The organism is Desulfitobacterium dichloroeliminans LMG P-21439 (assembly GCF_000243135.2).
GTDB lineage: Bacteria > Bacillota > Desulfitobacteriia > Desulfitobacteriales > Desulfitobacteriaceae > Desulfitobacterium > Desulfitobacterium dichloroeliminans.
The window spans coordinates 1,689,387-1,709,377 of the sequence record NC_019903.1; the positions used below are offsets into that span (position 1 = coordinate 1,689,387).

General features: G+C 42.3%; 21 protein-coding genes. 16 read left to right on the forward strand and 5 right to left on the reverse strand.

Features of this window, described 5'->3' with window-relative positions:
* The first annotated feature begins 79 nt into the window (after window positions 1-79).
* Entirely contained in the window at window positions 80-553 is a 474-nt protein-coding gene (locus DESDI_RS07925; RefSeq protein WP_015262117.1) for a DUF456 domain-containing protein, read from the forward strand.
* A gap of 22 nt (window positions 554-575) precedes the next feature.
* Here the strand turns inward: DESDI_RS07925 and DESDI_RS07930 are convergent, their stop codons facing one another.
* Window positions 576-2,237, reverse strand: coding sequence for a hypothetical protein (locus DESDI_RS07930; RefSeq protein WP_242825452.1), 1,662 nt, complete (start codon window positions 2,235-2,237; stop codon window positions 576-578).
* 248 nt (window positions 2,238-2,485) lie between these two features.
* On the opposite strand from DESDI_RS07930, the gene DESDI_RS07935 reads away from it, so the two are divergent.
* Window positions 2,486-3,433, forward strand: a complete 948-nt coding sequence (locus DESDI_RS07935) for a glycosyltransferase family 2 protein (RefSeq protein WP_015262119.1) — start codon at window positions 2,486-2,488, stop codon at window positions 3,431-3,433.
* 55 nt (window positions 3,434-3,488) lie between these two features.
* Entirely contained in the window at window positions 3,489-3,824 is a 336-nt protein-coding gene (locus DESDI_RS07940; RefSeq protein WP_242825453.1) for a GtrA family protein, read from the forward strand.
* 55 nt (window positions 3,825-3,879) lie between these two features.
* Here DESDI_RS07940 and DESDI_RS07945 read toward each other — a convergent pair whose 3' ends face one another.
* Window positions 3,880-4,464: a TetR/AcrR family transcriptional regulator C-terminal domain-containing protein gene (locus tag DESDI_RS07945; protein ID WP_015262121.1), complete on the reverse strand. Its 585-nt coding sequence runs from the start codon at window positions 4,462-4,464 to the stop codon at window positions 3,880-3,882.
* Window positions 4,465-4,910: 446 nt separating this feature from the next.
* Between DESDI_RS07945 and DESDI_RS07950 the strand changes: the two genes are divergently transcribed.
* The 3 genes from DESDI_RS07950 (at window position 4,911) to DESDI_RS07960 (ending at window position 8,363) form a co-directional block, all read left to right on the forward strand.
* Window positions 4,911-6,701, forward strand: coding sequence for an FAD-dependent oxidoreductase (locus tag DESDI_RS07950; protein WP_015262122.1), 1,791 nt, complete (start codon window positions 4,911-4,913; stop codon window positions 6,699-6,701).
* A gap of 71 nt (window positions 6,702-6,772) precedes the next feature.
* Window positions 6,773-7,699 carry a hypothetical protein gene (locus tag DESDI_RS07955; RefSeq protein ID WP_015262123.1) on the forward strand — a complete coding sequence of 309 codons (927 nt, stop codon included), beginning with the start codon at window positions 6,773-6,775 and terminating at the stop codon, window positions 7,697-7,699.
* A gap of 100 nt (window positions 7,700-7,799) precedes the next feature.
* Window positions 7,800-8,363: a cytochrome c3 family protein gene (locus tag DESDI_RS07960; RefSeq protein ID WP_015262124.1), complete on the forward strand. Its 564-nt coding sequence runs from the start codon at window positions 7,800-7,802 to the stop codon at window positions 8,361-8,363.
* Window positions 8,364-8,599: 236 nt separating this feature from the next.
* Here the strand turns inward: DESDI_RS07960 and DESDI_RS07965 are convergent, their stop codons facing one another.
* On the reverse strand, window positions 8,600-9,010 hold the full coding sequence (locus DESDI_RS07965; RefSeq protein ID WP_015262125.1) for a rhodanese-like domain-containing protein: 411 nt from the start codon (window positions 9,008-9,010) through the stop codon (window positions 8,600-8,602).
* Window positions 9,011-9,355: 345 nt separating this feature from the next.
* On the opposite strand from DESDI_RS07965, the gene DESDI_RS07970 reads away from it, so the two are divergent.
* Window positions 9,356-10,657, forward strand: coding sequence for an IS110 family RNA-guided transposase (locus DESDI_RS07970; RefSeq protein WP_015262126.1), 1,302 nt, complete (start codon window positions 9,356-9,358; stop codon window positions 10,655-10,657).
* Between the two features lie 11 nt (window positions 10,658-10,668).
* Here DESDI_RS07970 and DESDI_RS17885 read toward each other — a convergent pair whose 3' ends face one another.
* Window positions 10,669-10,869, reverse strand: coding sequence for a hypothetical protein (locus tag DESDI_RS17885; RefSeq protein WP_156801128.1), 201 nt, complete (start codon window positions 10,867-10,869; stop codon window positions 10,669-10,671).
* 314 nt (window positions 10,870-11,183) lie between these two features.
* Between DESDI_RS17885 and DESDI_RS07975 the strand changes: the two genes are divergently transcribed.
* From DESDI_RS07975 to DESDI_RS08005, 7 genes are all read left to right on the forward strand, one after another.
* Window positions 11,184-11,825, forward strand: coding sequence for a CYTH domain-containing protein (locus tag DESDI_RS07975; protein ID WP_015262127.1), 642 nt, complete (start codon window positions 11,184-11,186; stop codon window positions 11,823-11,825).
* A 124-nt stretch (window positions 11,826-11,949) separates the two neighbouring features.
* The gene (locus DESDI_RS07980) at window positions 11,950-13,092 is read left to right on the forward strand and encodes a TolB family protein (RefSeq protein WP_015262128.1); all 1,143 of its coding nucleotides are present in this window, start codon (window positions 11,950-11,952) and stop codon (window positions 13,090-13,092) included.
* Window positions 13,093-13,307: 215 nt separating this feature from the next.
* Window positions 13,308-13,946 (forward strand): HDIG domain-containing metalloprotein, encoded by a 639-nt coding sequence (locus DESDI_RS07985; protein ID WP_041219850.1) that lies wholly within the window; start codon window positions 13,308-13,310, stop codon window positions 13,944-13,946.
* 23 nt (window positions 13,947-13,969) lie between these two features.
* Window positions 13,970-14,482 carry a flavin reductase family protein gene (locus tag DESDI_RS07990; RefSeq protein WP_015262130.1) on the forward strand — a complete coding sequence of 171 codons (513 nt, stop codon included), beginning with the start codon at window positions 13,970-13,972 and terminating at the stop codon, window positions 14,480-14,482.
* Between the two features lie 201 nt (window positions 14,483-14,683).
* Window positions 14,684-15,052: a GntR family transcriptional regulator gene (locus DESDI_RS07995; RefSeq protein ID WP_015262131.1), complete on the forward strand. Its 369-nt coding sequence runs from the start codon at window positions 14,684-14,686 to the stop codon at window positions 15,050-15,052.
* Window positions 15,052-15,750: an ABC transporter ATP-binding protein gene (locus tag DESDI_RS08000; RefSeq protein WP_015262132.1), complete on the forward strand. Its 699-nt coding sequence runs from the start codon at window positions 15,052-15,054 to the stop codon at window positions 15,748-15,750. Before DESDI_RS07995 ends, DESDI_RS08000 begins: the two co-directional genes overlap by 1 nt.
* Window positions 15,744-16,547 carry a hypothetical protein gene (locus DESDI_RS08005; protein ID WP_015262133.1) on the forward strand — a complete coding sequence of 268 codons (804 nt, stop codon included), beginning with the start codon at window positions 15,744-15,746 and terminating at the stop codon, window positions 16,545-16,547. The genes DESDI_RS08000 and DESDI_RS08005 overlap by 7 nt, the downstream gene beginning before the upstream one ends.
* Here DESDI_RS08005 and DESDI_RS08010 read toward each other — a convergent pair.
* The gene (locus DESDI_RS08010; RefSeq protein WP_015262134.1) at window positions 16,496-17,110 is read right to left on the reverse strand and encodes a DUF2238 domain-containing protein; all 615 of its coding nucleotides are present in this window, start codon (window positions 17,108-17,110) and stop codon (window positions 16,496-16,498) included. The genes DESDI_RS08005 and DESDI_RS08010 overlap by 52 nt on opposite strands.
* Window positions 17,111-17,314: 204 nt before the next feature.
* Between DESDI_RS08010 and DESDI_RS08015 the strand changes: the two genes are divergently transcribed.
* Together DESDI_RS08015 and DESDI_RS08020 are read left to right on the forward strand one after the other, a co-directional pair.
* Window positions 17,315-18,094, forward strand: a complete 780-nt coding sequence (locus DESDI_RS08015; protein WP_015262135.1) for an ABC transporter ATP-binding protein — start codon at window positions 17,315-17,317, stop codon at window positions 18,092-18,094.
* The gene (locus DESDI_RS08020) at window positions 18,091-19,965 is read left to right on the forward strand and encodes a putative ABC transporter permease subunit (protein ID WP_015262136.1); all 1,875 of its coding nucleotides are present in this window, start codon (window positions 18,091-18,093) and stop codon (window positions 19,963-19,965) included. The genes DESDI_RS08015 and DESDI_RS08020 overlap by 4 nt, the downstream gene beginning before the upstream one ends.
* Window positions 19,966-19,991: the final 26 nt, after the last annotated feature.

Here is a 19,991-nt window from a genome sequence, read left to right on the forward strand (position 1 = left end):
GAGATGAGGACCTAGAAGAATAAAATCAAAGGGTCTGCGAAGCAAGGATTGACGACAGACATAGTTTGGAGGGATAAGCTTGGCTACTGGGGCATTAATTATCGCTATTATCCTCTTTATCGTGGGCCTGCTGGGCACGGTACTCCCTATTTTACCGGGGGCCATTCTCATATATGTTGGGATGCTAATTTATGGTCTAATGACAGGCTTTACAACCTTGGACTTTACCTTCTATCTCATTCAAGGCCTTGTTTTCGCTTTTATCCTTCTAGTCGATTACTGGGCTACTGTAGAGGGAACACGTCGCTTTGGCGGAAGCAAGCAGGCTGGCTGGGGTGCAGCAATCGGCTTGATTGTGGGTCTATTCTTTGTACCCCTAGGAATCGTCGTAGGCCCTTTCATAGGAGCGGTGGTCGCAGAATTGCTACGGAAGGCGGATCTCAGTCAGGCCATCCGCGTGGGCTTTGGCACCTTGGTAGGACTCCTTGGGGGGACTATCATCAAGCTCGGAGTGGAAATTCTAATGATCATATATTTCTTTGTAAGAATATAACGTTTTTTTCAAGTATTGAGCTTTAATTAATGTATTTTATCGGTGTATTTTCCTTGATTCCATAGCACTGTTTCATAAAGTAGGGCATGCTATTCCAATTCCCTAGATTGTAGCCATAGTAGCTTGGAGGCACTTTCTTCAGGAGCAGATCTCCTTCTTTTCCTAGATTATGGTATTGCTTAATAGCTCGTAGATTATAGTTTTGGGGAATAGATGCCAGGTAATAGCCATGCAACGTAACTGCGAAGACCATAAGAGGGATAAGGCAAAAAAGTGCGACTAAGCTGTACCGCAGGAACTTGCCTTTTCTTTCAGATTCTCCGATTTGGGACCAGGTAAAGAGATAATGCCCAAGGGTCAGTAAAAGGATTACACCCGCTGCCAAGGCAAGAGACCTTTCTTGTAGGCTTAGGATAACCATGAAGAAAGCTAAGGACAAGTATAGGGTGTTTTTCCGGAAAGCAAAAACTGAATAGATGATAAAAATGCTTAATAAAAGCAGCGAAGGAAACATGATCTTATAAGCTGCCGCAAAGCGTGAGTCCACCACAACCAACATAATCTGAGCACCGATAGCGTTGATGCTATTGAACAGCAGAAAGGGATAGTTCTTTTTTACAAGCAGGATAGCCGATGTGTAGACTAAGGAGAAAAGATAAAGGAAAGCAAAACCAAGGATACTTAGCCCGTAAAAAGAGAACAGATTTTCTTGGGTTAGCTCTATAGGAACCTCTTTATAAAGAAGAAAGTAGATATACCCCATTAAGGCTAGGCTTAAACCAATGCTCAGAAAGCCATGAAAGACAAGTTTGAAATTGTGAATAGGTTTTCTATAGGTCGTTTGAGTTGAAAAAGTTACTAGCCAAAAGATACAACTTAAGCCGATAAATAAAACAAAGGGTGCTGCAGGTGAAGAATATAGATTTGTCTTGAGAAGTTCAGTAATTACTTCTAAAAGAACAACATCATTACCAGCGGTCCTTTCCCAAAAGAGACGCCTCAAGGAACCATAGGTAACGATTCCATAGCCCAAGAAGATAGTTCCATAAAAGGGGAGAAACAATCTCAAAGATGTTTTTTTGCGAAACAAGGATAGATAGATGGAGATCATAACAGTATAGCCGATCCCTATCATCCCTACCTGCTGAGTAGAAGAGCCGACAAAAAAGCCTAGGAGTGCGAGCCATCCCTTTTTGCGTTTACTATAGGAACTGATGCGGGTATAGAGTAGGTAAGCATAAAGAAGAGCAAGGGCCATGGGATAAAGATAATTAAAGGCACAGGCAGCATAGTAAATTGTAGTATGGGCAATTCTTAGAGGCAAAAATAAGAAGAATAAAGAACTGCAAAGTAGGGCAATCCAGAGAGAAGGATTGCCCTTTTTAACATCCCATGAGTATTCTGAGAGTGTCGCCATCTTGGCTAGAATATAGACGACTAGCATTAGTATAAGGGGATTGAGAAGGCGGAAAAGCTCGATTTGTGGTTTAAGTATTAGGATCATAGCTCCACCAATCCAAGCTCGTCCATTCATGTTCAGTTCATCGAGTATGGCTTCCGGCAGGTAGCTTAGCCCATATTGGGCATCACGATTGTAGTATAAATCATCCGCATAAAGGAAAATGTAACGATGAATCCAGAGCATAGCCAAGAGAAAGAGGACTAGGATTAATCCTTCTCTCATAGTTAATTTGGAGGTATGCCGCATCTTAGCAAAGGTATTTTTAAGCAAGAGATCACTCCATTGGTTTTGTTTGCACTATCTAGGAACCAAATTTATCGGCAGATAGTATAACGCAACTAAGGCAGCTTCCTCCGTCACCTGCCAAGTTTTGTTTAAAAGTAGGGGGATTGCGTCAATAATTTAGAAAGATCGAGTCATTAAAGGGTTTGATAATCTAAGCTCTAGATTCTATAGTTGGGGGAAGTCCTTTGATTTCAATCATTTTGCCTGTATATAACGAAGAAAATCAAATATACGCTAGTGTACAGAAAATAAGAACTATTCTATTGAGTGAAAAGCTTAAGAACCAGATTATCCTGATAGACGATGGATCAACGGATGAATCATGGTCAGAGATGCAGCGACTGACTGGAGACTTTAATAATGTATTCCTTCTCAAATTAAGCAGAAATTTAGGTAAGGAGGCGGCTTTGTGTGCAGGACTGGAAGCCGCAGATGGTGATGCATGCTTAATCCTTGATGCGGATCTTCAGCATCCACCTGAACTCATTCCCGAGATGGTTCGTCTCTGGCGTGAAGAAGGATATGAAGTGGTCGAGGGGGTCAAAGCCACCAGGGGTAATGAAACCCTTGGAGGGAAAATCGCAGCAATGACTTATTATCGATTGTTCAATAAAGCCACTGGGATTAATCTAACCAATGCATCGGATTTTAAACTCTTGGACCGTAAAGTCGTAGAAGCATGGAAGAGTCTAAAAGAAGCAGACACCTTTTTCCGAGGAATGTCGGCTTGGCTAGGGTACAAACGCATTCAGATTCCTTTCGAGGTGCAAGAGCGAAGGGAAGGGATATCCAAGTGGTCTGTACAGAGCTTAGTCAAGTTGGCTATCGATTCTATTACATCCTTTAGCACCATGCCCCTACATATCATTACAGGCCTAGGGATTGGACTTCTGCTTTTTGATGTGGTCTTAGTTGGTCAGACTCTTTATATGAAGTTTAGCGGTCAAGCCTTTACAGGTTTTACGACAGTCATCATCTTAACCCTGGGGATCGGTAGCTGTATCATGATTAGTCTAGGGATTATTGGCATCTACATCTCGAAAATTTATGACGAAGTCAAAGGAAGACCTCGCTATATCATCACTGAACAGAGAAAAAGCGAGGTCAAAAGTATCCGTCGAAGAATCCAGTAATGATTATTCAATCGTCCCAAGGGGAGGGGATTGTATCTTTTTCAAATACCTTATTGTGGGTGGATCCACGGCACTTCTGGAACTTCTTATCTTCCTCGGATTGCGGAGGGAAATGGGATTTGATGTGGTCTCAGCTAATGTTATTGCCATTGGAATTGCCACAGGAGTTAACTTTTTAATGAATCGCAATTGGTCCTTTAGCAGTAGTGCAAGGGTTAGTCGCAGTTTATGCTTATATCTTTCGCTCATTCTGTTCAACATGGTCTTTACGACCTGGATGATTACACTCCTTGTAGGCTGGGGAGTAATGGATTTTTGGGCTAAATTTTACATGATGGGGGCAGCAACTGTGTGGAATTTTCTGCTGTATAGGAAAGTTATTTTTGTGTGATAGAAAAAATCATCGGAGAATCATTGACTCTCCGATGATTTTTTCTATTTAGCCTTCAAAGGGATAATGGGTCGGCTTGCTTATGAAAGCAAATACCTCGTTCGAAAACATCCTTCAATTCCTCAGGAAGCACACTATCAACTAATATTGCAAGCTCCTTTGGGGACTCTTCCATACCTCTTTGCCCCCATCGGAAAGTAAGTTCAGAGGCAATTAATGCTGCAGCATCAATCTGAAAGAGTAAGGTGGTAGTGGGTTGAATCTTTTTATAGTCAATCAGTGTTTTGGTATAGATGTCTATTGAATGACGATATGCATATCTCCGAACAGCGTTGTAATCCTCAGAATCGGAAACATGAGCATAGATCGCTCTTTCTTTATAAAGTTCAGTAAATAATTTGATATGTGCTTCTAACCAGGTAAGTGTGCGCCCGACTTCATGGAGAGTATCCTTAGCCAAAAAATCAAAATGCCAAGTGACAACCGCATATTTATCCGAAAAATATCGATAGAAAGTCTGACGCGAAACGTGGCTCGCTTCGCAAAGTTGTTTGATACTAATATGTTCAAGATTACTTTTTTCTAATAGGTAACCTAGGGTGTGAAATATACGCCATTGCACTTCATGATATTCTTTCATTTTGCTGACTCCTTAATATAGAATTCCTGTTTACAGAACCTCTTACATTAAGTTGAACTAAACTCTCGATTATGCACAAGAGCTGCGAAGATTATCCTCACGAATGGCAAATAATAAATATTACGTAATTACATGAATATATACCTATATTGTCACTTAGAAACAATTTAAGCCGATGATATGAATTAAATGTAAAATAACTAGCTTGCAAGTTTACACTTAACTCAATCTGTAACTGTAATAAGATTTATATGTTTGTTACAATTATAACATGGATTGCATTATTTGGAGTATACATACATTAAATAACTTTTGTGTCCAATTGTTTAAGAATACGTGACTGTTTTCACAACCCGTATGCAAGAGTAAGAGTGGAGGTGAAAGCTTAGAAGGGTTAAGTTCAGGGTATGAAAGAAAAAAATTTAAGGAAAAAGGAGAGGTAAACAATGTCAGAAAAAAAGACAGACTCTGAAAGAAAGCAACTATCTCGGAGAGACTTTTTGAGGAATACCGGTATCTTAGCTGGAGGTGCAGTACTTGGTACGGGTCTCATGGCTGGTTGTTCAACTGGCGCAGCAAAGGAAACTCCTGCACCAGCTTCGGCTGAGGTGTGGGACCATGAAGCAGATGTCGTTATCATTGGTTTAGGTGGCGCGGGTGCTTCAGCTGCCATTGAAGCTCATGACGCCGGAGCTAAAGTACTTGTTGTTGAAAAACAAGATGAGAAGACGCATTACCCCAATACAAGAATGAGTGGCGGCGTATGGCACAATCCTGATCCCACCGGTGATCGAGCAGCTCGAGTAGAATATATCAAAGCGATGATGAGCGGCGAGAATATTCCTTGGAAAAACGAAGGCGAGCAAGAACACGTATCCGCCGATATGGCAGAAATGTTTGCTGATGGAATCATGGAAGTTGAGAAATTCTTAATGACTCAAGCTCCTGATTTAGATCCAGCTGGTATGGCCCCTGGCGGAGAGGCGTCTTTCCCAATGTTCCCTAAATTTAAGGAAGCTAAATATGGTAAGACCATTAGTACTCGATATAAAGATTTTCAAAATGCAAACAGTGAAGTTCCGTCCTATGAACAACCCAAAGAGCAAAAGTCTTCTGGGGAAGCTTTTTATTGGGCACTTGTGGAAGAAGGGATCAAAACAAAACGTCCAGAAATTAAACTTTTGTTCAGCACTCCTGCCAAAAAGCTGATTCAAGGTGAGAACGGAGAAATCCAGGGTGTTATCGCTATACAAGAGGGTAAAGAAATTAAAATTAAAGCCAAAAAGGGTGTTGTGCTTACAAGCGGTGGGTATGAATATAATATGCCCATGCGCAAAGCTTTCCTGGAAGGGCCTGGAGTAACGGGTTGGGGATTCTATGGTACGACATCTAATACGGGTGATGGTATCGAGATGGCAATCCTTGTTGGTGCTGGGCTAGTCAAAGTTGCAAAAGCAGCCTCCCGTATTGAGTCCGCTTTCCCCCATGGTGAGCACTTTGAGAAAAGTGGTCTAAAGATGGGATCTAACACCAGTGTAACCTCTTCTAAAAATAGCGTTATTGTCGATAACTACGGCAAGAGATATACCGATGAACACATTATCACAGATTCCAAGCGGCCTTACCGTTATCAATTCTACAAGGAAGCTGTACACTACGATCTTCTAACCATGAATTATCCTCGCATTCCAAGTTGGATTATTTTTGATGAAACTCGAAGAACCTCAAGTTCTGTTGTTAATATGAAGATCTCCACAGTGGGATATGGATACTTGCCATGGACCAAAGATAATATGGATGCCATTCAAAGAGGGTGGATTCTCAAGGCAGATACTATTGAAGAATTAGCAGAGAAGATCAAGGCTGATCCTGAGAATCGTGAGCTTATTGATACTAAAACTCTAGTAGATAACGTAAAGAGGTTTAACGAATTATGTGCTACTGGCGAAGATAAAGATTTTGGCAGAACTCCTGCTACAATGGGTCCTGTTGAGAAACCTCCTTTCTATGCTATGAAGCTTTATCCAGGAGGACCTAATACCAAGGGTGGAATTGATGCCAATGCCAAGAGAGAAGCTCTTGACTGGAACGCCAATCCGATACCAAGACTTTATACCGCCGGTGAAATATCCTCAGTATATAAATTCACCTATCAAGCGGGAGGTAACCTTACCGAATGTATCGTATGCGGACGTGTTGCAGGTAAGAACGTTGCAGCTCTAACTTCCTGGTCATAAAGATAAAGAGGGCCAAGAAATGTCTAGGCCCTCTTACTAACTCAATAAATATCACCAAGGAGAAGACTGCTATGGAGAAATTAATACATGAACCAGAGCATAAAACCACAATCGAGCTGTTAAATCCTGTTCCAATGGAAGTCGATGCAGGTAGAGACTTATTGCTCCGATTCAGGGTCAAAAGTTTATGGGGTAGCGACCTTTTGGGTTGTAAGATAATAATTATGGATGCTCTAAATGAAGTAGTAAAAGAAGCTGAGCTGGCACTACTTGACGGAGAAAGCAATGAGACCCATGAATTATGGGTCAAAGCTCCAGATAGACCTGATGAATACCTTTGGACAGTACTTTTCCCCGCTCAGCAAAAGGAAGGGCTCTTTTTCGAGGAAAGTTCGCTGCCGATTCCATTTGTGATTAAGCCCCATGTAATTTCGCTTAGTGTTTGGGGTGTGCCATATCCTGTGAGCCAAGGAGAAAAATTTAAGCTTAATATCGGAGCCAAGTGTTCAGCTGGCTGTTCTCTTGCTGGTCTTCCTATAATTATCGAGGATGACAACCATCAGCAGGTAACTGTTAGTCAATTAGGAGAAGAAGTATTACCCCAGACTAATGGAACTTACTGGACAGAGCAAGAAATCGACGCACCAGAAGACGAAATCATCCACAGTTGGGCTGTCCAATGTCATACTCTAGACCTAAAACAACAGCACCAAATCAATGCAGAGACCTTTTTGTTCCGTACTGTAAAGCCACCGGAATATACGGTAACGATTGAAGTGATAGACAAGTACAACAATACACCTATAGAAGGTGCATACGTCATGTTGGGTTTATACAAAGCAACAACGGATGAATACGGTATTGCCAGTCTCGAAGTGGCAGGAGGAATGCAGGAGTTGTATGTTACCAAAGATAATTTTCTATCATCTCAGGCGACTGTTGAGATTATAGAGAAAACCAAAAGAAGGGTTGAATTGGAGTATTATCCTGTATTTTAGAGTGTAAATTGAAAAGTTGAAGAGGAAATAATGAATCGGTATATATGACGCAAGAAAATGTTTAATCCAAGGAGTGATCAACCTGAAGAGACAGAATGTAATGCGACTAGTATTCCTTTTATTCTTATCACTCGTGATGGTGGGAGCTATTGTCGGTTGCTCAGGCACAGCAAAAGTGTCAACTCCACCGGCAACAGGGGAGACCACTCCACCGAGTTCAGTGGCAGAGGCTTGGTGGTCACCGGACATGGATTGCAGTGTATGCCATTCTAAGAATGTGGAATCTATGGGTAACAGCACACTAACTATCTCGCAACATGCCCAAGCAGGTCAAAAATGTGTGGACTGCCATGGACTAGAAACCCTTCAAGAAGCACACAAAGGTGGTTCTAAAGTCCCAGGGGTAATCAATGTCAGAATGCCTAAGGAAATGTGCTTTGAGTGCCATGGATCTTATGAAGAGATAGCAACCCGTACAGCAGATAGCACAGTGTTAGAGAAAAAAGAAGGCGGCTATGTCAATCCCCATGTTCGTCCTAATGAAAATCATGAGGATAATGTAGAATGCTATGAATGTCATAAAATGCATATGGATTATAATAACAAAGCAAATTGCTTAAGTTGCCACCACACAGGGGAACTAACCTGTTATACATGCCACTAATATCACGCGAATTATCCCTAAACATGATTTCGTCGTGGTGCTTCTCATCCTTTTCATTAATCAGGAACAGTGGGTAAAAGAGACCGCCATGTCCCTTGGAATGTACTTAATGAGGTAAAAGAGGGCCTGACAAAAATCAGGGCGCTGTATCATGAACAACCAATTCATGATACAGCGCCCTTTACTAATTATCTTGACTCAATAAACTACAATAATGTCTAGCATCCCGGCGCAATTTATCTTAAGGGATAATTCCATCCCCTAAGACCGCGTCTAAGATGATAAATTTGAGTGAAATTTCGCTTCAGTAAAATTTTCACGGCTCTAACACTTCTGGCACCAGTGGCACAGTAGACGATCAAGGGCCGCTCTTTATACTTTCCTAGTTCACTGATTCTGAACTCCAATGCATCAAGTGGAATATTTTTTGCTTTTCCAATATGACCGTTCAAATATTCTTCTTTATAGCGAACATCGATGACCACACTATCGCGATTATTTTTTATTAACTCATAGGCTTCATCGGCACCGATATTTTTAACCTTCTTGTTAAATAGGCAGTAGTAAGTGTTAAATAGGTATCCTACAAATACAGCGGGGATGAAAATCAATACATATGAAAAAAGATTGTTGCTAAATAAGTCCAAAATATTTACTCCTCCTTGTAAGATAGATATTGGGTTAAGGTTATAAAACCTACCCGAACGTTCTTTGAAACCATAATCCTTATTGTTCAGATGAATGAGCTGACACTCTACGTAACCAATATCGCTAAACCTCTGGTATAATCATTTTTGGTCAGAGAGATAGATGTGCGTTCCTCCTGGATCCCTCTTTTGAGGCTTATCCGTGAAAAAGCGTGTCACTCCACAAGAATGGTTCGATGTTTAGCTGGTTGGGTCACGTTCTCGTGTTACCCGTTTCAAATGCAAGGTTGTTGACATTCTTTTTTAGTGGATGCTCTGATTCATCTGTTGAAAGGTTGTGTTAATTTGTCCCAGTTTCTTCATGATTTTGTTGTTGGAATCGATGTTTCTTCTGAATTCTCAATCGTTGCAATGCTCGCTCCCTCCGGGGAACTAATCCGCAAACCTTTTCGGATTGATCATAATCCTGCTGGCTTTCATAAACTGCTCGATATCCTAAAAAAAGAAGAAGAGCGGTTAGAACGAAAGCCCATCTACTTCGTAGAATCTACGGGTATCTTTCATTTACCACTCTTCTTCTTCTTGAGGTCGAATGACCTCCAAGGTTTTGTGCTCAACCCCTTGAGTGTTCATTCTATCAAAAACTTTGACTTAAGAAAAGTGAAAAATGATCAAAAAGATGCTGAAGCGATTGCTAGGCTTGCTAAATACCAAGATGTTAAGTTTTCTCTGGTTCCTGAGCCTCAAATTCTGGCTCTACGCATGATGACCCGAGAATATTATGCTTTGTCGGATACCCTCACTGAGATGAAGAATAGGCTATGCACCGATCTCTATCTTCTTTTCCCAGGATTCCTTGATGTGTTCTCTAATATCTTTGGCAAAACAGCTTTAACCGTTCTGAAAAAGTTCCCTTCACCGCGAGCCATTCAGGCGGCTGATACAGAATCGCTAACTTCGCTTATTTCGAAAATCAGTCGTAAGGGTACGGATTGGGCCGAAAAGAAGGTGAACTTACTCAAGGACTGCGCGCAGCTTGCCTCATCCATGCCTCATGAGTTCTCTTTGCTGGATGCTAAGATCAAAGTCCATATCGATGGGATCGAAAGCATGCAGGCCAGTTTAGACGGAATTGTAAAGCAAATTCATGCGATGATAGACTCTGAACTCTTTCCTGCTGATGCCAAGCGGAATATTGAGCTTCTTGATGGTATACCCGGTATTGGCTTTCTAACAGCAGCTACGCTCATTGCGGAGATTGGAGACTTCAGTCTTTTCAAGTCTGCTAAGGCCTTTACAGCCTTCTTTGGGATTGATCCATCTGTCAATCAGTCTGGAAAATTCCAAGGTGACAGAAACAAAATCTCTAAGCGCGGCACACGGATAGGGAGAAGAATTCTGTTTACCATCGCTATGGCTTCCATTCGTACAACGCGCAAAGGTGATGAGATTAATCCGGTTCTGCGAGAATTCTACGCGGCAAAATGCGTTAACAAGAAGAAAAAGGTAGCTCTCGTAGCCGTAATGCATAAACTTCTCCACTACATCTTTGCAGTTCTTCGTGACCAGAAACCCTTTGAGATCAGGCAACCTAAGGATCATCAATCCTGGAGAAATACTAAGCTCGGACAAGCACCTGCGGCTTAAACATCTCTTTGTTACATGATTGTAAGTTTGCCCGTGTCAAGGGTGATGCGAGGGATACCGGAGGCCCTCGGGCCGAGGATATGCTCGACATCATCCCATTGACACGGAACAACACCAGAAGCTTGAAGACGGCAAAGTCTCTTAAGCCCCAAAGTATTACCCCATATTAAAGAGAGTTTGCCTGGCAAGCGCCGAGCGTTTCGTTCCCTCATACATCGATTTGGTCATTGTTCGGATTTTTCAATGGCTTGGTTTCCTGTACCCATTTTTTCTTGGACCTTGAAACTAATCTTTTTTACATTACACCTTGACTTTAATTAGCTGGTCTTTAATTATGACTCGGGTGCCTTAGGCAAGGGCTGTAACTAATATTTTAATAAAGATAGTACTTCGAGATACTCATAAATAACTCCTTCAAACAACGTAAATAATCACAAGAAAGTGATTTATTCCAGTCGGGATGATAAACTATCCATAGAATACCCCGCTATTGGAAATCGCTATGAAGCGCAAAGGAGAATTCAAAATGAACATGGAATTTCAAGAAATAGAGTTAAAGCTTAAACTTCACGACCCCCAACTTATGGAGAGCATTTTGAAAGACTCCCTAATTCTAAAGTTAAGCCAAGATTCCATGACCTTAGTCAAAGAAAATGTGACGACCTACTATGACACATCCGATTATCGTTTGCTTCACAATCAAGTATGCTATAGAATCCGAAATTCGGCAGGGGAGTACACCGCAACCATTAAGGGCTTTGGTTCTTCTCAAGGGGGATTATCTATTCGCAAGGAATGGAATCGCAAATTGAGCGATAATAATGCAACCTTGGATTCTTTCATGGATTTGGACATTGGGCAAGTACTGAAAAGTAGAATAGGAGACAGCGATTTATTACCGATTTTTACGACTCGTTTTAAACGCACTTCCCTTGATCTCATTTGTGAAGATGGCAGTATCATTGAATTGGCCCTTGATTTTGGAGAGATTGAAGCAGAAGGAAAGAAGGACCCTATCTCAGAGCTTGAGCTTGAACTAAAAAGTGGTCAAATGGAGAATGTGCTAAAATTGGGAGATGTGCTTAGGGAAAGGTATTTACTGATACCTGAAGAACAGAGTAAATATCAACGCGGGCTGATACTTACTGGGCTAATAAAGTCTATTTAGAGATTTCTTCCAGAAACAGATTTCTCATGATACATACGTCTAACTATATGAAAATCAGGATAATCGTAATAGGAGCCATTTGTTCAAGGATTATACTGAATTAGTTATTTCTAGGGAGGGCATTATGAGGAAATTATCAATAACACTAGGAGCACTACTGCTTAGCATGGCTTTAATGGTTACAGGCTGTTCTACTCTGCCGGGTTCGAATAATGAACCGAAACCACCCGAATCAACGAACAATTTGCAGGAAGCAACCAAAGATAAGATCGATTCAGCCTTAGTGGCCAATAAAGATATCTTTAAAATCACATGGTCACCGGACAATACACAAGTTCTATATATTCAAACCGGCAATGCCGAGAAGAAAGGTCTTGACGAAGCCTATCTATGGCAGGTAGGGGAAGAAAAAGCTCAATTTGTCAGGGATGTTCAACCCACGACACGTAGCTTATCCTGGTCACCCGATAGTAATTACTTTATTATCAGTGAGAAGCTAGGAGATGGCTCCATCAATAGCATCATAAATGCTGAAACCTTAAATGAAGGTGCTTTTAAGCCTAAAAGTATGCAGACACCAGTTTGGAGTTCCGATAGCAAAGCTATCGCTTACGGCAGTGAGTTCCATGGGTATGGCGATATTTGGGGCTCCTTAGAGATTTATACCCTCGGTGAAGAAGAGAGTGAATATTTCTGGAGGGCTCAAGACACCTACTACAAAGTAGAGTCATGGGATCAAGAGGGAAACATCAATTACACTGAAGAGGATATCCTCGGAAAAGAAACCAAGAAGAAGAGCACCCAAACTATTCGGCCGAGTATCTCCGGAGTGCATCTCGGAGATACTCGTGAACAAGTGATTGCAGCCTTAGGGAAAAATTATAAAGAGACTGCACCGAGCGGAGAAACAGGTCACTTCCCTGAACAAGTCTATCGTTGGGATTATGATGGCTATAAAGTGTTTATCGGGGAAAAGTCAGGTGAAGTATTGGAGATCACTGCATCCTCCCCAGAAGCGATCACGAATCTAGGGGTGAAGATGGGGGATAGTGCAGATAAATTGTTCGCAGCCTATCGCTCGAATTATATTGAACCGGAAAGCATTCATGGTGGAACACTGTACGGAATCTTCAAGGTTGAAGGTGCTGCTGCCCTGGCCTTTAACTTTGATACCGATCCAGCTCAATATCCGAGAGAGATCAAACCAAACAATAAGGTCACAGGAATGACGTTGACCTATCCCGAGATTATGGATGATTCCTTTTAAAGTAGATGAGGTCGGTAGTGTTTTTAGGTAAAGTGATCCTGCAGGTTGATAAGAGTGCAGGATCACTTTTTTACGAGCAGACTGCCATGCTGTTTTACGGAACCACTGAGGGCAGAAAATATAACTTCGTTGCAGATTGTGGCATAACCTTCCTACTTTGGGTACACTATAAATCAGTTATGAATAGATTAAACTCTGTGAGGAGAAATAATGTCATGCCAAGCCTTACTTTTCAAGAAATGGACAATCACCTTATAAATGATAATAAACCCTCAGACTACATAATAGAATTAAGCAAGACAGGAATATTTGAGTCCGAATACCCCTTTACCCTGCTCGGAGCGTTGAAGAATACACCCCAATCGCCGAAGCACCATCCTGAAGGGAGTGTCTGGAATCATACCCTCATGGTTCTTGACCATGCTGCTGAAAGAAAGCACATCAGCAAAAATCCCCAGATATTCATGTGGGCGGCCTTGCTCCACGACCTGGGCAAAGCTCCTACGACCCGCATGCGCAAAGGACGAATCACTTCCTATGACCATGATTCAGAAGGCGAGAAGTTGACTATCCAATTCCTTAGAGAATTGACCCAGGACGAAGTATTCATTCAGCAAGTAGCTAAAATGGTTCGCTGGCATATGCAAATCCTCTTTGTGGTCAAGGGATTGCCCTTCGCCAATGTCAAGAAAATGGCTGCAGAAGTATCCGTTGAAGAAATCGCCCTGTTAGGTTTTTGTGACCGATTAGGTAGAGGGGAAATGACCCAAGAGAAAAAGCAGGAAGAAGAGCGGACTATAGAGAAGTTCCTGATGAAGTGCATGGAGATTCTTAAGGGAAACTCAGTTCGTTAAATTTATTTAAAGGAGAATCAGTTATGCGTACATTCAAGGAAATTACCCCGGAACAATTTATACATAGTCCTTTCCAACTCTTAGATAAAGAGTGGATGCTAATCACCGCAGGCAATGAGGTCAAAGTCAACACTATGACAGCCTCCTGGGGGGGCTTAGGTGTACTATGGAATAAGAATGTCGCCTATGTTTTTATTCGCCCCACGCGCTACACGAAGGAGTTTGTCGATGCTTCGGCTACCCTATCGCTATCATTCTTTGACTCCGCACACAAAAAGCAAATGGGCTATCTAGGCCGAGTATCAGGCAGAGATGTAGATAAGATTAAAGAATCCGGTTTAACTGTTTTGAAGGCTGAAGATGGGACACCCTATTTTGAAGAAGCGAAAATTACCCTTTTTTGTAAAAAGCTCTATGCTCAAGAACTAAAACCCGAGTGCTTTACTGAAGCGGGAATCGATGAAAAGAATTATCCTCTGAAGGATTACCACACAATGTATGTGGTAGAAATTGAACAAATTCTCGTAGAGAAATAATAGGAAAATTGCGTTTGCATCAGCTTAAATGAAGATAAGCCATCTAAAGACAAGCCATGACAGGGAGAGTAGATTTAGTCTCCAGTCATGGCCTTTTTTTGCTAAGAAAATAGTTTATTTCCATCTTGACTTCTCTAACGAATGATGTATTATTGTATTAAGGACTTAATACAATAATACATTGATATAAGAGGTGAGATCATGTCATGGGAACTAAAAAATGACAGACCCATATACACCCAGCTCATTGAACAGATTCAGTTAAACATTTTCTCTGGAGTGTACCCCTTAGGATCGAAGCTCCCATCAGTACGGGATATGGCCCAAGAAGCGGCCGTTAATCCCAACACCATGCAGAGAGCTTTAGCCAAATTAGAAGAAGATGGATTGATTATCACCTACCGCACGAGCGGTCGGTCGGTAACGGAGGATGCACGAATGGTAGAGATGATAAAAACTAAAGTTGCCCGAGAGCAGATTCTTGAATTTCTTGAGAAAATGAACATGATGGGATTTGAACGGAAAGAGGTTTTAACCATCATAAATAAGTTAGCGGAGGAGATGAAGTGATGAGTCCGATCCTAGAATGCAAGGGGTTGACAAAAAAGTATGGCACCAAGGTCGCTCTGAACGATTTCAATTTAACATTAGAGCAGGGTCAGATCGTGGGCCTATTAGGGCCAAATGGTAGTGGCAAAAGTACCCTTATCAAGCTAGCCAATGAGCTATTAACTCCTACGAGTGGTGAGATCCTTATTGGGGGTAAGAAACCTGGGATCGAATCCAAGAAGCTTATCTCCTATCTCCCAGAAAAAACCTATCTTAACGATTGGATGAAGGTTCATCAAATCATTGAGTTGTTTCAGGATTTTTACAAGGATTTTAAACCGGAAAAGGCTTATGATATGCTGAACAGCCTCAATATAAATCCTAATGATCGACTAAAAACTATGTCTAAGGGAACCAAGGAGAAAGTCCAATTGATCCTGGTCATGAGCCGTGAAGCGGATCTTTATCTTTTGGATGAGCCCATTGGGGGAGTGGACCCGGCAGCTCGTGACTATATTTTGAAAACTATTTTAAGCAATTATAACGAAAAGGCAACCGTTCTTATCTCCACGCACCTTATTTCAGAAATCGAAAATATCCTTGACTTTGTAGTATTCATCAATCAAGGGAAAGTTGCCTTGACCTCAACAGTGGATGAAATTCGTAGTGAGAAGGGTAAATCAGTAGATGCCTTATTCCGGGAGGTGTTCAAATGTTAAGTAAACTCATGAAATACGAACTTAAAGCCACAGGGCGTGTGTTCCTGCCCCTATTTCTAGCTGCCTTAGCCTTTGCCCTAATTGCACGCTTTACGGGCGCTTTCAGCGCGGGGCAACAGTGGGAAACCCCAGTAATTATAAGTACGATCATGTATATATCGGTTATGGTCGGTATGTTTGTTATGACCTTGATTATGACCATTCAACGCTTCTATAAGAATCTTCTCTCCGAAGAAGGCTATCTTATGTTTACCTTACCTGTTAAGCCCTGGCAGCACATCGTATGTAAGATGTTAGTTTCTATGTTTTGGGTTGTGCTCAGCTTTCTTATTGCCCTGTGTTCCATACTGATGATTGCCTATAAAGCGGGAGACTGGGGACGTTTCATGGGAGAAGCAGGACCGGTCTGGCAAGAAATATCTGATTTTCTGGGTTCTTCCCTATATCTGTATTCCTTCGAGGGTATCCTCGGAGTCATCTTTACTCTAGCCTCGGCGATTTTGATTCTTTATGCTTCTATTGCCATCGGACACTTGTTCAACCAATATCGCGTCCTTGCGTCCTTTGCAGCCTTTATCGGCCTCAATGTCTTAACCCAAATTATCACCATGGCAATCACAAAAATCCTTGGCTTCAACTTAGATCAGCATATTGAGATTAACTTAGCCAATTTTCACTCTATGCAGACTGAACTGCACACCATCATCGTCCTTACCCTTATGATAGCTGCTCTAGAAGCTACAGCTTACTTTTTCATTACTGAGAGAATATTAAGCAAGCGGTTGAATTTAGAATAGGGAACAAAGTATAGAACAAAGGCGAAAACCAATGAACCCAGAGCGTCCAAGATAATATCTAGCATTGTATCATCGATTTCTACCCCTTGGTAGAAGGTGCCAAAGATACTATCCATTGTGTATTCATAGATTTCCCACACTCCACCGGCAGCTACTGAGAATGAAAAAGCAAATAAAGCGGCAAGGATACGGCTGTGTTGAGTGTCTTCCTTGAGGTTAGGACAGAGGTATATCATTAATAAAAAACCCATATGAGCAAAGATAAATCCAGAAGACCCGTGGAGCATTTTATCCCACCACCAAAACCAGATATAGAAGTGGTTGGCAGTACCGAGAAACATCGAAGCATAGAAAAAGAGTATCAGGACCGTAAGAAACCCCTGGGGAATGACCAGCTTGTATTTTCTCTCCAAAAGAAAAGGAATAGACATGAAAAAGATGGTGAGTAGGCACATCCCTGTAGATAACCAGTTAGAACTCATAAGATGGATAATGAACAAGGGGATAATTGAGATGCATAGTAGGATATAAAGGCGAAAGATGAAAGAGGTTTTTCTGTTCATTTTATACTCCTCAAGTTTGAAGTTCTTGATAATACACCCTATGTTGTCTATAATTTCCTTAGAAGAGGATTTTAATTCTAAACTAGAAGCAGGAGTATGAATTCCTGCTTTTGCTTTTTATGAGTACAGCTTATTTTGGTGATTAGAATATCTTTTTGAGTTCAAACTAATGTTATAGGAGAATCCGCAGAAGGGAGCTAATCTATGGATCAGGTTTTAATCAAGACCCATCAATTAACTAAGCGCTATGGGGATGTCCCCGTGGTTAACAGCCTTAATCTCGAGGTTAAGGGAGGAGAAATATTTGGCTTTCTTGGCCCGAACGGCGCAGGAAAAACCACGACTATCAAAATGCTGACCGGTCTGATGGAGCCCAGTGCGGGAGAAGCCTTTATCTGTGGTTATGATCTCAGCAAGCAGTCAACTCAAGCAAAAGCCATGATGGCCTATGTCCCAGATCAACCTAAACTCTATGGCAAGCTCTCCGCGTGGGAATTTCTACAATTGATGGGCGCCCTTTATCGAATACCAAAAGACGTTACTCGGAAAAGAGCTGAACAACTCATGGAGATGTTTGGCCTGTATCAACGAGCGGACGAACTCTTAGAAGGATACTCACATGGTATGCGCCAGAAAGTCGTACTGGCTTCGGCCCTTATTCACCAACCTAAGGTAATACTCATGGATGAACCGACGGTGGGGCTTGATCCAGCGAGCGCAAGACTTCTAAAGGATGTCTTACAAGAACTCGCCAAGCAAGGAGTAGCAATCTTTATCTCCACACATATCCTGGAAATCGCAGAACGAATGTGCCATCGGGTAGGTATTCTTAAAGCGGGACAACTTATTGCCCAAGGAAGCCCTGAGGAATTGCGCCAAAAGGTCGGCCACGGTGGCGAGAGCCTCGAAGATATTTTCCTGGAACTCACAGGTGGCCAAGAAAATGACGAACTACTCAAAAGCTTGGAGGGGGATCGCCAGTGAGAATTATTTTACCCCCGCCCTTAGAAACACAGCCTGCTGAGCAATCCTTCGGTCAAGATTTTATGCTCCTCTTAAAAAACCAGCTTCGCGTGTCCTGGAACAAATTTCGGCACCGTGCCAAGACCACCCTCCTTGTGGGACTGTTGATTGGTCTGGGTATAGTTATCTTTATTTCTTCTTTAGGTTACCTTGCTTACGGGGCTTTGGACTCAATGTCTTATGATTCCCTTCAGGGTTTTCTTTCCTTGCTCTTTATGGGAGGATTAGTAACCCAGATCTTCTTTGGGATTACAGCAGCCTTTGCGGCACTCTATATGTCGGAGGATCTCGAACTGCTTTTTATGGCACCCGTTTCCCTCAAAGCTGTTTTTGCGGTAAAGTCTCTGACCGTCATCGGTAGCAATTTTGTTGCGGCTGCTTTCTTCGTGTTTTTACCGGGAGTGTTTTATGGTCTTTTTTTTCAGGCTGGGATTGCCTTTTATGTCCTAGTTCTACTGGTGACTCTGGGACTATTAGCATTGGGAACAGCTATTGCTCAGCTTCTCAATATGCTGGTCATGCGCCTTGTCCCGCCCCATCGCAGTAGGGAAGCCGTTGGCTTCATTGGTGCTCTAGCGGGAATTGTCATTGCTCTATTTTTTCAGATTCCTAATATGCTCATGAATCAGGATGAAAAAGTCGATATGTCGGTTTGGATTACAGGCAATCAAGAGCTCTTGGAGGTTATGAATTTCTTTCCTTGGGGTTGGGGGGCCCAAGCTTTAGTGGCAGGGATTTCCGGAGAATTTTTAAGTGGTTTAGGGTGGAGTTTTTTGATTTTCTTTGTGGGAGTCTTCCTCTACATGCTAGCCTTTAACTTTGTGGAACGGGGTTTCCGTAGAGGATTCATCTCCCTCAGTCAAGGAGAGGGAGGACGACGAAGGACTAAGCGTCGAAAAATGAGCTCGATTACCACGGCCTCAGACTCATCTGAATCAAAGCATTCCCCTCTTGAAAGCTTTTTGACTCGTGATGAAGTAACGACGAGGAAGGCCTCCTTATGGAACGGGGCTTGGTCTGTCGCCAAGAAAGACTTGCTTTACTTAAAACGGGATACTCGAGAGTGGTTTGGTTATCTGACCCCTTTGATTATTATGGCCTTCTTCATCGGACAGTACCTCTTTGCAGCCACTCCTGGCTCGGAGGGCTCTCTGATTACAATCTTCATCATGTATACCATTATGTTTAGCGGAAACATGGCCCTCCAATCCTTTGGCCGAGAAGGGGAATCCGATTGGCTTTTGAACAGCGTCCCTTTGGGGGGGTGGCCTGTGGTTTGGGGGAAATTGCTGGCGGCAGTTCTGCCCACGTTAGTTCTGATGGAAGCCTTATTGGTCGGAACAGCAGTGGCTATCAATCTAAGTACCACTATGATTCTAGCCTTGGCTATCGGGGCAATCTTCCTCTCCTTTGGTTCCAGCTCCATCGGGCTGTTTTACTCCATCAATAACTGCCGATTTAATCCGGATAGTCCGCAGCAGCGGATTTCACCCGGTGGTTCGTTGTTTATGTATCTGGTGAACACTTTGTTTGTTCTCTTATTGTCCATAGGACTTCTCTATTTGTTCCGTCCTGATGAGCTGGTGGTGATCCTCCAAGGACTTCCTCCATTTACCTATGAAGGGGGATTCTGGTCAGCCCTCCTTTACGGCCTTTACCTTCTCAGTCGCCCCTTGCTTTGGGACACTTGGGCTCGGGTGCTCATAGGGGCTCCGGTTACCTTAATAGTATGGGCAACCGTATTTTTTGGATTTATGGCTGCAACCGTGGGACAAAGCCGCAAAGGCTTCCGAGTAGAGATTATTACAAGTAAGAAGAAAAAGAAAAAGTAGAGGCGTTGCGTTAAGGCATCTCTTTT